This window comes from Mucilaginibacter polytrichastri, from assembly GCF_001911425.1.
GTDB lineage: Bacteria > Bacteroidota > Bacteroidia > Sphingobacteriales > Sphingobacteriaceae > Mucilaginibacter > Mucilaginibacter polytrichastri.
The window spans coordinates 3,636,255-3,651,771 of record NZ_MPPL01000001.1; the positions used below are offsets into that span (position 1 = coordinate 3,636,255).

Consider the following 15,517-nt stretch of genomic DNA (forward strand, 5'->3'; position numbering starts at 1 on the left):
ATTCATAGGGGCCGAGAAATCGTAATAACTAAAATCATTAAAGCCCGATCGCGGGTCGAACTTGCGGGGTTTAAAACCATCATCAGGCAGTTGAACAAAGGCCTGGTGCATGCGTACCGTTACCGCACTTGGGTCGGCAGCCACACCACCGCCACGGCCAAAACCACGGCCACCGCTTGCGCCACCTGTAAAGGTAATCAATGCTTCAAACTCACTGTTTTTAGGAAAATTCTTCGTGTTTTCGAGGTTAATAGCAGAGCGCGTTTCATCTAAACGGTAACCGCCCCCGGCAGGTGCTGCACCACGGCCTGCTGCTGCAATAGCGCTGCCCAGGTTACCACGGCCAGTACCCAGGTTATCGCCTATCTTCTGGCTATCGCGAACCAGGAAAGGGGTAATATCTACAAGCACTTTATCGCCCTCAACCGCTACCGGGGTAAAACCCCAAAGTATTGATTTGGCAAAAGCATTTTCTACAGCTTTCTTTTCGTCGGCATTGCCATTTACAGAACGGTAATTGGTTACAGGCTGTACCAAAAATACCTTGGGCCCAACCCTGGTAAAATGGGTAATTACCGATGTAGATTGTCCGCGCTCCGGCCCGCCATTACCAACGCCATCAACAAGGGCATTAAAGTAAAGGAAATCTTTATCAAAGCTGCTGATCTCGAGGTAAACCTTTCCGGTTTTATCATCATAGTAGAAGTTGTAAAAGCCTTCGTACTTTTTGAGGTTTTGGGTTATGGAAGCGATGGTTGCCGCAGGCCTGGCTTCGCGGCCAGCGCCTCCGCCATCGGCAGATGGCCTGTTCTGTGCGAACGACACCCCGCTTAACGCAAGCATAGCCGCAGTTAAGGGTAAATAATACTTCATAGTTTATTAATTTGAGTAATTAGTTTGTTAGTTTCTATCATAATAAAGCATTAGTATGCCGATTGGCATTAAATTGAAATACTTTTCAAGAAAAGTAACGCTTTTTACTCAAAACCCGATTAAATATTATTGGTTTAACAAAAAAGTTACCACTATAATGAAGATACAGGTGTAACTCTCCTGCTTACACTATCAAATTATTAAAAACCAATTATACTTATAGGTCATAAATGAACTGAAAGATAAATTAAATCTTCCTACCTTATCCATATGAAAAATAGCATTTGTGTACTATGTTTCGTAATCCTACTTATTTACCTTATAGGATGTGCCTCCCATAACGACATCCACCTGGAGAAAACATTCGAAACATCAGCCTACCTCAAATGCGATAAGGTATTTGCCGTAAACCGAGATTCTATTGTACAGTTAAACGAAATCCTGATTCAAACCGGCACGCTTGATACCCTGGAAGATCAGGTAACCAGGGCTTCCGTAATTCATGTTCAGGGTAAAGAATTGATACTGGATCTAGTTAAGGAACATAAATCGGGCGATAGCCATCAGGAACTTTACCAGGGCAAAGGCTACAAACTGGCCTTGAATTACCAATCTAAAAACACAGGCTACAAAGGCGAGTGCCAGGTATGGCATGGCAAACTACATTCCTGCATTAAAGTTGAAGGGATAAGAAATAACTTATAAATTGGAACCATGAGCACAGAAACAAAAAATCATATCATCGTAGTTAAAAAGCTAAAACTAAATACAACAGAAGCCGGGCACCTGGTTACAGAACCCTTTAATTTCGACGATATTAAAGAATCTGTTAAACCCTATGTATTTGATGAAAAGAACGTAAAGGTTGAAGTGAATGGCGATGAGATCACCTTCATTATCCTTTGTTCTGAAGAGGTAAAACGTCCGACTATCGGATTTAGCCAGGGCAGTTAAGTATTATAAAACGTCATGCTGAACTTGTTTCAGCACCTCAAACGACAGGTCGCAGACTTGCACACCGAATACTTAGCATGTGGGATGTTAAAACAAGTTCAACATGACGGGCGGAGAATTTAGGCTCATATAAAATGCCGGCAATATGTAAACGGGAGATTTTATTGTAGTGTCTGTAAAAAAGTTTATAACTAAAAAGGCTAAGGGTAAGGCCGTAATGGTTAAATTTGCATTAGTGGCAAATAAGCCACTATTTACACACTACTATGAATTGGATTTCAATAAAAGATAAATTACCCGCAGAACACGAACCGGTTTTGGTATTAATGACCACGGAAGAGGACGACCATATAAAATTTAACAATATGCAAGTGGCATACCATGCCGGTAACCAATGGATAGGAAAAGATACCGGCCTACGCGAAGTAAGCCACTGGTTACCATTGCCACCTGCACCTAAAGCACCTAAAGACAAGCATTTTGAAGCTGTTAAATTTGCATCAGACACGGTGATGAGCCACTATGTACCGGCAGATACCCATGCACAATCATTTTCATTCGAGATTACTGTTGAAGGAAAACAGCACACGGCCTATTATGAAAAGGATGCCGACGGTTATTGGGATTTTACGAAATACACGCAATAAAAACGTCTACATCATCTACCTGCATCAATATTGAGCTGTACTGTTTAGATGCACCGTAAAGTTTATCAACCTTAACAGGGTGCTTAAAAGTAACGAGCAAATTGCCGCTGGTTTTAAGCACGCCTCCTTTAAAATAAGGTTGGTCTGAAGTATAATCGTTTGTTATTTTTTGCAGCGACTGGATATTGGCTAAACCGGTAATGGCCCGCCAGCGTAAGCCGGTACGCAGAATAATGGTTTCGCCGTTTGTTAACACCCTGCGCTTTAACATGGCCGAAAGGTCTGCTATAAAAATAACAGTGCCATATAGCGAGAATATAGTTAAAGTTACTGCTGCTGTATGGCTCCACTTCAGTAGTAAAAAATGAACAGCTACGATCTCGATCAGTACTACAGCAAGCAATACGCTCCACATCGCTACATAGCCGCAGTCCTTATGTGTGCTGAAAGATTGATATTGCGGGTCTGTTTTTTCTTTTTTCCAAAAGAGCAGGCCGTATCTGATGATGGCCACTTCTGCTGCCAGTAATTTGATGGCTGGCGATTTACCCAACACATCGGCCATGCTTAACCGCAGGTTGTAAATAGGGTCGGCAAATTGTTTTTGATGGAGTTTATAAGCTGCTCTTAGTTTTTTAATCTGACTAATGGCATAACCGATCACAAATAACTCGGCCAGCACAGAGAGCTTACGGATCTGTAAGATATATCCCCTTTGCTGTTGCGGCAACAACAGGTAAGCCAGCCCGCAGCAAATGCTAAAAACCAGGAACAAGCTTTTGGCCGAAACCTTTAAAGGCCGCACAATAACAAAGTAAAACAGCACCGGGAAAGTAAGTACAAAATCGGCCAGTAAACCATTGGCTACCTTGTCCTTTACCGCTAAAGGCACCGCATGCAATATCATTAATCCCCCGAAAAATATCGCGAAGGCTATCAGAATCATGGATACCACATTGCGGTTTAAGCGGGGGGAAATAGCAGTCATTACCTTTAAGATTATTGGGTTGCCTTAAAGGTAATGATATTATGTTTTATTAGGATAGGTTGATCTAGCTATAACAACTTTCGCACAATAAAAAAGGCGCCAGTTGCAGCCATACCTATTACACCAGCCAGCTTTGCCCTGCTGGTGGTTACTTTTTTAGAGGCATAACCTCCGGCTATCCTGTTAGCCTCGCCGTTGGGTTCAAATATTGTTCCGTTGGTTACCGGCTCGGGTTCGGCATTTTTAAAGTAGTGCTGCATAAATTTAAGCAGGCCGTAGCGGGTAATTTTAGGCGATATTAACTGCCCTAATTTAGCCATGTAAGCTGTGCTGCCAATCATTACGCTATCTTTTGGATTTTGTATCAGCCTTACAATTTCGGCGGCTACCCTGGTGGTTGGTATTACCGGTGGTATTGGTTTCAGCTTTTTACCTGTATAGTTTGCAGCATGAACCGGGCCCGGGGTATCTACAAAACCGGCGTACACATCGCAAATATGAATATGCGGAAAGTCGATCATTTCTGTACGCAGGGCTTCGGCATAACCGCGTACACCAAACTTACTGGCGGTATAAGCTACCGAGTAAGGCATAGCCACATAACCACCTGCCGAGTTCATGTTAATGATGGTGCCATACCTTTGCTTTTTAAAATACGGCATAGCCGCATAGGCGCCGTTTAAGTAACCCATCAAGTTAGTTTGGATTACCTGGCTATGCGCTTCGAGCGGCACAGCGGTAAATTCGCCAAGCAAGCCAACGCCGGCGATGTTGATCCACACATCTATGCATCTACCGAAAATACAGGCATCCTTAGCCAGTTGCTTTACCGCATCGGCATCGGTTACATCTGTAACTACGGCAATGGCTTTGGCACCTAGGCGGTCGCAAACATCTACCAATTCATCCAGCGCTTGTTTTTGCCTGGCAGCAAGTACCAGCTTACAGCCATACTGCGCCAGCTCAATAGCAGTTGCCCTGCCTATGCCGCTTGATGCGCCGGTGATTACAATGGTTTGTTTGTTTAACGGTTGACGGACGTTAATTCTGGAACTCAATAAACTCATCGGCTATTTTTATTTACAGGGTAAGTTATAAGAACCCGGTTGCTTGTGAAAGGTTTATCAAAAGTTTATTTTAACCGTTGCTATTATCAGCCTAAAAATCCCAGCTACCGAATTTACCTTGCTGATAATCCTGGTAAGCCTGTTTTATTTCTGCCTCCGTATTCATTACAAACGGGCCTTGCGATACCACAGGTTCATTATAAGGCATGGCATGGCCAAACAATAAGATACTTTCTGTTGCAGAAGAAATCGTCAACTCGCCGCCTTGCTGATCAAACTCGGCCAGGTTTAATGCTTTTACTAATTTGTTGTTAGCATCCAGTTCGCCACAGATCACGTAGAAGAATACATTATGCCCTTCGGGGATGCTAAACGTTAGCTTACCGCCTGCCTTAAATTTAATGGTATTGATCTGGATACCCAAATCTGACTCAAAAGCCGGTTGAAGTCCCTCCCATTCGCCGAAGATCAGGTCAACTTCTACCTTACCCTCGTTGAGTATAATCGAAGGTATCTCAGTTTTTTGCTTCTCGACATAAAACGGATCAGACATTTTAAGCCGTGCAGGCAGGTTGACCCATAGTTGCAGGATCTCTAACGGCCCGCCTTGTTCTTTAAATTCTGCCGATGAGATTTCTGCGTGGATCAATCCGCTCCCGGCGCGCATCCATTGTACGCCACCTGCCGTAATTACGCTTTCGTGGCCGCTACTGTCTTTGTGCGAGATATCGCCGTCAATAATAAACGTAACCGTTTCCATGCCCCTGTGCGGGTGCGGGCCAAAAGGCAGCCCCCGGTTATGTGACTTATAAACCTGCGGACCGTGATGGTTTAAAAACAAAAACGGGTCGATATAATTAACATGCTGGGTAGGCAGTGCCCGGTAAGTAACCAAATCGGCAATTGGGGCCGATACTGCTGGGTAAATATTTACAATTTGTGGCATAAAAGCATATTTGTTAAATTACAGTCGGGACGGTGCAAGGTTTTAAAAATGCTGATTTTAGGCTTTTAAAATTAATGTACTTTTGCACCCAACGCACAAAAATATCAATAGTATATGACAACAGAGGGGCTCGAGGTAAAATCTGCAGCACTGCGACCGGCAGTATTAAGGGCGGCTGTTGGGGCCATGTTTTTTATGGCTGGTTTGTGCTTTGCCAGTTGGGCGTCGCGCATTGCCACCATACAGCAAAAGTTATCCCTCTCTGATGCTGCCCTGGGCGGTGTACTTTTTGCCTTACCTGTGGGCTTAATGCTCTCGCTCCCATTTTCGGGCTGGGCGGTAAATAAAATAGGCAGCCGGTTGCTGCTAACTATTGCTATTGTTGCTTACAGTATTTTACTTATCAGCCTTGGTTCTGTTAACCATGTTTACCAATTGGTTATTTGCCTGGTGGGTTTTGGCTTTGCCAGTAATGCCACCAATATTGCGGTAAACACGCAGGCTGTAGCTACTGAAAAAATGTATACCAAACCCATTATGGCTTCTTTCCACGGGCTATGGAGTTTGGCGGGCTTTACCGGTGCGGGTATAGGCACTTTGATGATCGGTAAAAATATTTTGCCCATGTACCATTTCATGCTCATTTGCGGCATGACGGTAATTGTGGTTTTATTTTGCTGGCAATACCTGCATAATGATCGCGACGCGCATACTAACAGCGGACCTGCATTTGTGCTCCCCGATAAATCATTAATTAAGTTAGGACTGATTGCCTTTTGCTCTATGATTTGCGAGGGTGCCATGTTCGACTGGAGCGTTATTTACTTCAAGAAAATAGTACTGGCCGAAAAAGCCTGGATAGCCGCAGGCTACACGGCCTTTATGTGTACCATGGCCACCGGCCGCTTCATAGCCGATTGGTTTGCTGCGCGTTTTGGCTTAAAAAGAACTTTACAGATCAGCGGAACGCTTACTGCTATCGGGCTAATGATCGCCGTTATATTCCCTACTTTATATACAGCAATTGGCGGCTTCTTACTGGTGGGTTTTGGGGTATCATCTGTGGTGCCGATGGTGTACAGTGCAGCAGGGCGGTCAAAAACCATGTCGCCGGGTGCGGCAATTGCAGCAGTATCTACCATTAGCTTTGTGGGCTTTTTGGTTGGCCCGCCGGTTATCGGCTTTTTGGCCGGGGCATTTACGCTGCGGGTATCATTTACGTTTATTGCACTGATGGGGACTTGTGTGGTGATATTGGCTACTAAGGCAAAGGTGGAATAGAATAATTATTTATAGAACATGGAAATAAAGCTAAACCTGAATACTATTATCCTCTACGTACAAGACGTAGACAACTTAAAATCTTTTTACACCGAAGTTTTCAAACTGAAGGTTATTGAGGAATACCAATCAACCTGGGCATTACTAAAGACTGGCAACTGCCATCTCGGACTTCACAAAATTGGCGACCAATACCTCGACAAAACCAAAGGCCCATTCAAATTTGATAACAATGCCAAACTTGTATTTGAAATTGAGGAAGACCTTAACAAGGTAAGGACTCACTTAATCGATCAAAATGTGGCTATGCGGGAGATTAAGACATTCGATAATTACGCATACTGGCTGTGTGATGGAGAAGACCCGGAAGGCAATGTTTTTCAGTTAAAGCAACGGAAGTAATGTATTAAAGCAGTATGTTCATATGCAACCGCATACGTCCCGCTTGTGATAAATTTGCTGAGTAATAATTAGAATTACACAGTTTCCACAAGCGGGACGCTTGCGGTAGCAAAAGGAAATGTTTTTCAGTTCAAGCAACGGAAGTAATATATTAGAGCAGCATGTTTATTTGCTACCGCAAGCGTTCCGCTTGTGGTAAGTTTGCTAAGTAAATAATAGAATTACACAGTTTCCACAAGCGGGACGCTTGCGGTAGCAAAAGGAAATGTTTTTCAGTCCAAGCAACGGAAGTAATATATTAGAGCAGCATGTTTATAAGCTACCGCAAGCTATTTTATTATTTAAATATTCGCTTAAGCTCCCTTTTGTAGTTTTTCTTCCCAAGTACTGATCCTAATTCTGCAGATCGTTTGAGCAATTCCATAGAGAAATCGAAGTTCTGTTGGCATCCCTCTCCTTTTGCATAAAAATTCGATAAATTATTACAGGCTTCAGCATGCCTTTGATTACAAGCTTTAGTATACCAGTATATACACTTCTTGGCATTGTATATTGGATTTGGAATACCTAAAAAGCTGATATTTTCATATTGTTGCCCCATGTCATAAAGAGCTTCGATATGGCCTTTATAGGCAGCCCTTCGTATACATTCAAAATATTTGTAATACAACTTATCCCGAACCTCTTTTCCTAGATAGTCTGCATACATTTCGTTGTGAAGTGTAATCGCTAAAGCATAGATATTTTCACCCTTCATTACTTAATGATCTACAAAGAAATCGCTTTCCCTTGCTCCGGATATATCAAATGGAGCTGTAATCTATTCTCCGCTTGTAACTGTTGCTTTATCTTAACAATGTTAGTTTGCGGTAATTTAAGGTGGGTGATAATTACATTGAAGCCTTTTAAGCCGCCTGCACCGGTCAGGGTTTCCAGGTTGGCAAATTCACTCATTAGCCATTTGGGGGTAAAGTGACCAAACAGGGTCTTATCAGGCTGTTCATCTGGGAAAGATGTTTCGATCATAATGGCCTTTAGGCTTTTGCTTTTAATCAGCGGGGCAATGGCTTCCCACAGTTTATGCATGTTGGTGCTTTTCTCAATGGCATCGGGGCCGGTATCGCCTAAGTAAAGCACGTAGCTATTATTGCTCTTTATTAAAAAGGCCGTACTGGTTAGGTTAGAGTGGCTCAGCGGGAAAGCTCTTACCGTCATCTCTGTATTTTTAATTGGTACTTCCTCGCCTGGGGTTAAGGCTTCGTAGTGGTATTTTTTAAGTACGGGCGCTTCGCCGGCATCGGCAAAGTTGGCCCAACTGGCCCAGGTAAAATAATGGGTTTCGAGTGTTTTCAGGCAGTCGGCAAAACCGTAAATATTTTTCGTGCTGTCATCGGGCGAATTCAGGATCAAGCCCGATACGTGGTCGAGGTGTGAATGTGAAATAAAATACCCTTTAATATATTGCCTTAACACGTGTTCGGCAGGCTCGTTAAATACTTTATTAGCCACTGCTTTTTGGATGCCTGCATGAAGGGTGCCGGCATCCAGGCAAATATAATTTTCAGAGCCTTCGGGTGCCAGCATATAAGCCGAAAGGTTGCTTTCATCGGCACCACCCAAAATACCCAGGGGTACCAGTTTAAAAGCATGTTGCGCTTTAGCCGAAACCATAACAAAACAAAAAAGCAGGGTAATAATGTGTTTTAAACGTAGCATTACAGTATTAAAATATTAAAGTACCGCAATGTATAAAACTAAAATTACAGGAATGTTAAATATCAGAAAAGATCATCTTACCCCGTTATTTTTTGCCAAAACATACCGGTTTTTAAGGCAATTGGTGCAGAAGTATCTTTTAATAGGCAACCAAAACAACAGTAACTTAACCAAAGGGCCGCGGGGCACTCTTAAATGCAATATTTGTTTGCACTTTTTACAGCTATGGTACGTTTGCTTTTGTTGAATTGGGGTCACATTCATTTGAGCAATCATGCTAATTTTTTAAAAAATCAATAGTAAAGTTTGCCAACGGAGAAACCAGGCAGATACCGACTTAAAACAGCCGATATTTTTGTTTTATTAGGGCACAACTTTAATATTACATATTAAATTATATTATAAAATTAGTGCTTTGTACGGTGGGAAAGCCGTTTTTGGTATTAACAAATTAGTATGTAACATAAAAGTTACATATCAATTAACTATACGTTAACCAATAAAACAATTTATCGCAAGGATTAATTTTATTCTATTTCAATCTGATTTTTTGCCTCAATTTTATGCTCATAATCGCCGCCAAACAGGTATCCCCAAGGCTTGAGGGTTTCAACTCTGTCGAAAATGATTTTAAGTATAGCGATAGTAGGAATAGAAAGAAACATGCCCGAAAGGCCCCATAACATTTCGCCAATTAATATACCCAAAAAAGTAATTAATGCATTCAATCTAACCTTAGAGCCCACAATTACAGGGAGTAAAAAATTAGCATCAACCGCATGTATAGCAATTACGCAAACAGCAACCAGTAACGCTTTGCTAATTGCACCTGTGGCAAATGTAATAATGGTACTAAGTATGAGTGCTGTAAAAATACCTATGTAAGGTATTATATTAAATAACCCGGTAATGATGCCCAGCAATGCGGCGTATTTTATACCAATGATCCAAAAAACGGCGCAGGCAATGCACGATACCAGCAACATCTCGAGCAACAAGCCTATAATGTATTGCCGTATGATAGACTGGATATTCTCTGCTATTTCATGTACCAGCAGGGTATGCTTTTGGCCAAATACCTTAAGTACAAATTGCAGCAGCAACCGACGGTATAGCATCAGCAAAAAAGTAAATATGATGATGAAGGCAAAAAATAGCATTAAAGAGGATACCGACAAAAAGGTTTGCCCTATAACTGCAGTACCAGATGACATTAACTTGTTGGTAGTGGTATGTACATAAGCCATTTGCTTATCCATGTTTAAATGGAAGGTACTTTCTACCCATTGTTGTATATCTGCGGTTGATTGGTCTATCTGTTTTTTCAGCATCGGCCAGTCATCGGCCAGGCTGGATATACGGGTACCAACCAGGTAACAAATACCTGCAATAAAAGCAATAAGAATAAGTATGGATATAAAAGCACCTGCGCTGCGTGGCAGCCTGCATTTATTTTCGAGAAAGTTGGATAGTGGCAGTAATAATATGGCAAACAAAAAACCAAACATCAGCGGATCCAGTATTTCCTTGCCAATAATAATCAGGTAACCAAGTACAACAATGCCAATAAGCGTAAGCGCAAGTTTAGCATAAAATGGCATAGTAGGTAGTTTTGTAATCATAATTGAACTGCTGGCCGGGTAATTTACAATCATTAAATATAGCGCTTTTAACGTCAATTTGATTTTTATGTTTTGATGACCAAACATCATTAATGTTTGTTTTGCAATGTTTTTACAACTATTACTATCTTCGTTACCATGTCAGCCGTACAGCAAGCAAAACAACTTATTGATACCTTAACTACCGAATTAAGGCAGCATAATTACAATTATTACGTTCTGGCTCAGCCATCTATATCAGATTATGATTTTGACAAAAAGCTGGAGCAGTTGGCCACGCTGGAGAAGCAACACCCTGAGTTTGCCGACCCGGATTCGCCAACGCAACTGGTGGGCGGCGAAATTACCAAAGAGTTTAAAACAGTAAAGCACCGCTGGCCCATGCTGTCGCTGGGTAACACCTATAATGAGCAGGAACTGCTGGACTTTGATCAGCGGATACGTAAAGCCATTGGTGATAACTTTGAGTATGTATGCGAGCTTAAATTCGACGGCCTATCCATGAGCATGACTTACGAAAACGGCAAACTGGTACGCGCCGTAACCCGAGGTAATGGTGTAGAGGGCGACGAGGTTACCACCAATGTACGCACCATACACAGTGTGCCCAAAAAGCTGGATCATGGCAATTACCCTGACCTGTTCGAGATTCGTGGCGAAGTGTTTATGCACCGCAAAGCTTTTGAGCGATTGAACGATGACCGGATTGAAAGCGGAGAGGTAGCTTATGCCAATCCCCGCAACTTTGCTTCGGGCACCATGAAATTGCAAGATTCGGGCGAGGTGGCTAAACGCCCGCTGGATTGTTTTCTGTACTTTCTATACACCGAAAAGGTATTATTTAAAACCCATTGGGAAAGCCTGCAAGCTGCCAAAAGCTGGGGTTTCCATGTAAGCGAGCACAGCAAACTATGCGGCACAATAACCGAAGTACTTGACTTTATTAATTACTGGGAAGAGAAACGTTTTGGGCTTTCGTTTGATATCGACGGTATTGTTATTAAAGTGAACAACTATAGCCAGCAGGAAGAACTCGGCTTTACCGCCAAAGTACCCCGCTGGGCCATCGCCTATAAATACAAAGCCGAGCAGGTAGAAACCGTGCTGGAAAGTGTGGTATACAACGTAGGCCGTACCGGTGCGGTAACCCCGGTTGCCAACCTAAAACCGATACAACTGGCAGGCACAACCGTAAAGCGTGCTACCCTGCACAATGCCAACCAGATTTTGCTACTCGATTTGCACGAGGGCGATTCTGTATACGTAGAAAAAGGCGGAGAAATTATCCCGAAGATCATCAGCGTAAACCCGGCTAAGCGTAAACCCGGCGCACCTGCTATTGAATATATAACCCATTGCCCTGCCTGCGGCACCCTGCTGGAACGCAAAGAAGGCGAAGCTGCCTTTTATTGCCCCAACGATGAAGGATGCCCCCCGCAGATAGTGAGCAAAATGCAGCATTTTGTAGGCCGTAAAGCCATGAATATTGATGGCCTGGGGGATGAAACCATTGAAACCATGTACCAAAAAGATTTCCTGGCGCACATCAGCGACATTTACGATCTGCACCTCCATTATGATGAACTAAAAACGATGGACCGCTTCGGTGAGAAATCGATCCGTAATATGCTGGATGGTATCGAGAAATCTAAGCAAATGCCGTTTGAGAAGGTGTTATTCGGCTTGGGGATTCGTTACATTGGCGAAACTGTTGCCAAAAAACTGGTAGCTTATTTTAAAACCATTGAGCGCCTGCAAGCCGCCTCTCTGGAAGAGCTGGTAGCCGTTGACGAAATTGGCGAGCGCATAGCCCAAAGCCTTATCGAATACTTCGAGGGCGAAAAACACCGTGAAGAGATTACCAAGCTACAAAGCCAGGGCCTGCAATTTGTATCAGAAGAAAAAGAAGTGGTACTGCAAAGCGAAAGCCTGAGCGGCAAAACTTTTATTATCTCGGGCACATTCGAAAAATACTCGCGCGATGAGTTGAAGGATATTATTGAACAAAACGGCGGTAAAATACTCAGCAGTATTTCTGCCAAACTTAACTACCTGGTAGCCGGTGATAACATGGGTCCTGCTAAATTGGAGAAAGCCAATAAACTCAATATCCCGATTATCAGTGATGAGGAATTGTTGGGGATGATATAAGGAATGTGCAGATAAGAGGATGTGCAAGTATGCAGATGCTCATATCCACCCCATCATTGCTGTAAGGTACGAAGACAACCGACTATAGGGAGCTCATTAATACCGATGAAAATAGACACGGAATTAATAATCCCCGACCTACAGAGCAGTTCTATATAGTTCGCGATTGCTTCGCACCAATTACGGGCTTTGGGCAAAGACTTCTCCTTGCGAACGTTTCCAACGCGTGATTAACGCTTCTTGGCGTTTGTATCGCCTCATAAACATTTGCACATCTAAATTCTCTTTAACACAATTTAACACCCCACCTTACGGTAACCTAACAGATTTTTCACATCTTTAGGGTTATTACCTATCTATGCTGAAAAAACAGGTTATCGCATTCCTATTTTTTATTTTTAGCTATGCAATTGCATCGGCCCAACAACTCACTATTAGTGGCACTATTACAGATGATACCGGCAAACCGGTTCCGTTCGCCAGTATCTTAATCCGCAATACGACCAAGGGGACATCGGCCAATGGCGATGGTGTTTACAGCATTAACGTTACTGCCGGTAATTATGATTTACTATTTAAAGCCATCGGTTTTCAGCAGGAAACACGGAAGGCAACAGTGAACCAAAATGTGGTTTTAGATGTTAAACTGGCCATAGCATCGTACCAGTTAAATGATGTGGTTGTACATGCCGGTGGCGAAGACCCCGCTTATGGCATTATCCGCAAGGCTATCCGTAAGCGTAAAACTTATTTAAACGAGGTTAATGCTTACAGTGCCGATGTTTACCTTAAAGGTTTACAAAAGCTGCTGGCTGCACCCAAAAAGTTTCTGGGCCGGGATATTAACCAGATAGGCCGTGAAATAGGGCTCGACTCTAACCGCCGTGGCATCGTTTATTTATCAGAGTCTCAATCTAAACTCAGCTTTATAAAACCGGACTTGTTTCACGAAGAAATGATCTCGTCTAAAGTATCGGGCAGCAACCAGGCATTCAGCTTTAACCGGGCGTCGGACATTAGGGTGAATATGTACGAAAACTTCCAGTACTGGGACCAGTTGAGCAACCGCCCGCTGATATCGCCCATTGCCGATAATGCCCTCAATTTTTATAACTACAAATGGCTGGGCACTATTGAAGAGAACGGCGAAACCATTAACAAGATCCAGCTGATTCCCAAGCATGCCTTCGAGCCTGTATTCAGCGGTTTGATCTACATTGTAGAAAATAGCTGGCGTATCCACAGTTTCGATATACAGATTACCAAAAGCGCCAACCTTAATATTGTAGATACCTTAAAGGTAAAGGAGCAGTACATGCCTGTCGGCAGTAAAGTGTGGATGCCGGCTTCGGTAAAGTTTGAGTTTACCGGCGGCTTTTTAGGCTTTAAATTTGGCGGCTACTTTATTGCCGTTTACAGCAATTACGACCTCAACCCTACCCTTAATAAAAAAGATTTTGCCGAGGTGCTACGCGTGCCTAAGGGTGTTAACAAAAAAGATTCTACCTACTGGCAGCAGGAACGGCCCATCCCATTAACTACCGAAGAAACTACCGATTACCAGAAAAAAGCGATACTGGCTACCAAGCGCGAATCAAAATCATATCTCGATTCGTTAGACAGGGTTTATAATAAAATAACACCGGGCAAATTTTTGCTAACCGGTATGCCGCACCGCAACCGTTACAAAAAAGAATACCTGCTTCTAGATCCTGTTATCCCGGCTTTGCTGTATAATACTGTAGAAGGTTTTGCAATTAATTACGGTGCCACTTTTGTAAAGCAAATAGATACCGTTACCAATAAATATATTCGGCTGAGCAGCCACGTGCGCTATGGCTTTGCAGATCACCTGTTCCATGCCAATACCAATGGTACCATCCCCCTGGGCGATTTTAATCTCGGTTTTAGCGGGGGTACGGGCATGTATGATCTTAACAACCTCGAACCAATTTCGGTATTATCAAACACTTACAATACGTTGCTAAGAAGGCGCAATCTTCAAAAAATTTACGAAAAAGAGTTTGGCCAGCTCTCGTTATCGCACCGTATTGTGGGCGGTTGGCAGGCTAGCGTATCAACAGAATATGCCAACCGTAAATGGTATCCAAATAGTTCTTTTTACAGTTTCTTCAAAAGAGACAAGGCTTTTACCGCCAACAACCCTTACACGCCAGATTCTGATCAGCCCCTGTTTCCAGAAAACCAATCATTTACAGTAAACCTGCGCACCAGCTATAACTTCAGTAACAAATACGTAAGCTACCCAAGCGGCAAATATTATTTACCGTCAGACTATCCAACCCTCGAGCTTAATTATACCAAGGGTATTAAAAACGTTTTCGGGTCTGACGTTGATTATAATTTACTGGCGGTTAGTTTGGCTAAAGATGATATTGGCATGGGCAAGTTTGGTAAATCGGCCTTTTATATTGGCGCAGGCAAATTTTTTAATGCTAAAAAACTGTACTACCCAGATTATGCCCAGTTTTTTGGTAGCGATGGTTTTGGATACAGCATAGCCACCAGCCGTTTTATTTTATTGGACATGTACGACTATAGCACACCCGATAAATATTTTGAGGCCCACCTGGAGCAAAATTTTCATGGCTACTTCCTCAACAACATCCCGCTAATCCGCAAATTAAAACTCCAGGAAATTGTAAATTTCAACTATTTGGGCAACCCAACAGCCCATAATTATTACGAGGCAGCGGCGGGTGTGCACTACCTTAACTTTAGGGTAATGTATGCCATGTCATTTAAAGATGGTGTGCGGTTAAATTCGGGCGTACGTATTGGTATTCTCTTGCCACAGCGCAGGGGTTCTCGCTAAAAATTATAAATTAGCGTCATAAAAACCAATATAT

The 15,517-nt window shown here is 42.8% G+C and carries 14 protein-coding genes; 7 read left to right on the top strand and 7 right to left on the bottom strand.

Translation table 11 applies throughout. The features are described from left to right. The coding region (locus RG47T_RS26785; protein WP_253187528.1) for a DUF5117 domain-containing protein at positions 1-873 on the bottom strand (873 nt) is incomplete at its 3' end. A 270-nt stretch (positions 874-1,143) separates the two neighbouring features. Between RG47T_RS26785 and RG47T_RS15345 the strand changes: the two genes are divergently transcribed. The 3 genes from RG47T_RS15345 to RG47T_RS15355 all read left to right on the top strand — a co-directional run bounded on the left by RG47T_RS15345 (position 1,144) and on the right by RG47T_RS15355 (position 2,474). Beyond that, entirely contained in the window at positions 1,144-1,578 is a 435-nt protein-coding gene (locus RG47T_RS15345; RefSeq protein WP_074490287.1) for a hypothetical protein, read from the top strand. Positions 1,579-1,587: 9 nt separating this feature from the next. Further along, positions 1,588-1,827, top strand: a complete 240-nt coding sequence (locus RG47T_RS15350; RefSeq protein WP_074490288.1) for a hypothetical protein — start codon at positions 1,588-1,590, stop codon at positions 1,825-1,827. A 266-nt stretch (positions 1,828-2,093) separates the two neighbouring features. Continuing rightward, on the top strand, positions 2,094-2,474 hold the full coding sequence (locus RG47T_RS15355) for a DUF551 domain-containing protein (protein ID WP_074490289.1): 381 nt from the start codon (positions 2,094-2,096) through the stop codon (positions 2,472-2,474). Here the strand turns inward: RG47T_RS15355 and RG47T_RS15360 are convergent. From RG47T_RS15360 to RG47T_RS15370, 3 genes are all read right to left on the bottom strand, one after another. Continuing rightward, complete coding sequence (locus tag RG47T_RS15360; protein WP_074490290.1) at positions 2,455-3,462, bottom strand: hypothetical protein; 1,008 nt, start codon at positions 3,460-3,462, stop codon at positions 2,455-2,457. The two genes, RG47T_RS15355 and RG47T_RS15360, sit on opposite strands and share 20 nt — an antisense overlap. A 68-nt stretch (positions 3,463-3,530) precedes the next feature. Beyond that, entirely contained in the window at positions 3,531-4,529 is a 999-nt protein-coding gene (locus RG47T_RS15365; protein ID WP_074490291.1) for an SDR family oxidoreductase, read from the bottom strand. 91 nt (positions 4,530-4,620) lie between these two features. Then, positions 4,621-5,475 (bottom strand): pirin family protein, encoded by an 855-nt coding sequence (locus RG47T_RS15370; RefSeq protein WP_074490292.1) that lies wholly within the window; start codon positions 5,473-5,475, stop codon positions 4,621-4,623. A gap of 114 nt (positions 5,476-5,589) precedes the next feature. On the opposite strand from RG47T_RS15370, the gene RG47T_RS15375 reads away from it, so the two are divergent. Next, positions 5,590-6,756, top strand: a complete 1,167-nt coding sequence (locus RG47T_RS15375; RefSeq protein ID WP_139235764.1) for an MFS transporter — start codon at positions 5,590-5,592, stop codon at positions 6,754-6,756. 18 nt (positions 6,757-6,774) lie between these two features. Then, complete coding sequence (locus tag RG47T_RS15380) at positions 6,775-7,158, top strand: VOC family protein (protein WP_083627426.1); 384 nt, start codon at positions 6,775-6,777, stop codon at positions 7,156-7,158. A gap of 337 nt (positions 7,159-7,495) precedes the next feature. Here the strand turns inward: RG47T_RS15380 and RG47T_RS15385 are convergent, their stop codons facing one another. The 3 genes from RG47T_RS15385 to RG47T_RS15400 form a co-directional block, all read right to left on the bottom strand. Then, a complete protein-coding gene (locus tag RG47T_RS15385; protein WP_074490293.1) occupies positions 7,496-7,915 on the bottom strand; it encodes a tetratricopeptide repeat protein in 420 nt (139 codons plus the stop codon). 11 nt (positions 7,916-7,926) lie between these two features. Then, the gene (locus RG47T_RS15390; protein WP_074490294.1) at positions 7,927-8,874 is read right to left on the bottom strand and encodes an MBL fold metallo-hydrolase; all 948 of its coding nucleotides are present in this window, start codon (positions 8,872-8,874) and stop codon (positions 7,927-7,929) included. 527 nt (positions 8,875-9,401) lie between these two features. Continuing rightward, positions 9,402-10,529, bottom strand: coding sequence for an AI-2E family transporter (locus RG47T_RS15400; RefSeq protein WP_253187529.1), 1,128 nt, complete (start codon positions 10,527-10,529; stop codon positions 9,402-9,404). Positions 10,530-10,634: 105 nt separating this feature from the next. Here RG47T_RS15400 and ligA point away from each other — a divergent pair, with 105 nt between their 5' ends. Both ligA and RG47T_RS15410 read left to right on the top strand, forming a co-directional pair. Further along, positions 10,635-12,647: an NAD-dependent DNA ligase LigA gene (gene ligA, locus RG47T_RS15405; RefSeq protein ID WP_074490296.1), complete on the top strand. Its 2,013-nt coding sequence runs from the start codon at positions 10,635-10,637 to the stop codon at positions 12,645-12,647. A 358-nt stretch (positions 12,648-13,005) separates the two neighbouring features. After that, positions 13,006-15,483 (top strand): DUF5686 and carboxypeptidase regulatory-like domain-containing protein, encoded by a 2,478-nt coding sequence (locus RG47T_RS15410; RefSeq protein ID WP_074490297.1) that lies wholly within the window; start codon positions 13,006-13,008, stop codon positions 15,481-15,483. Positions 15,484-15,517 lie beyond the last annotated feature (34 nt).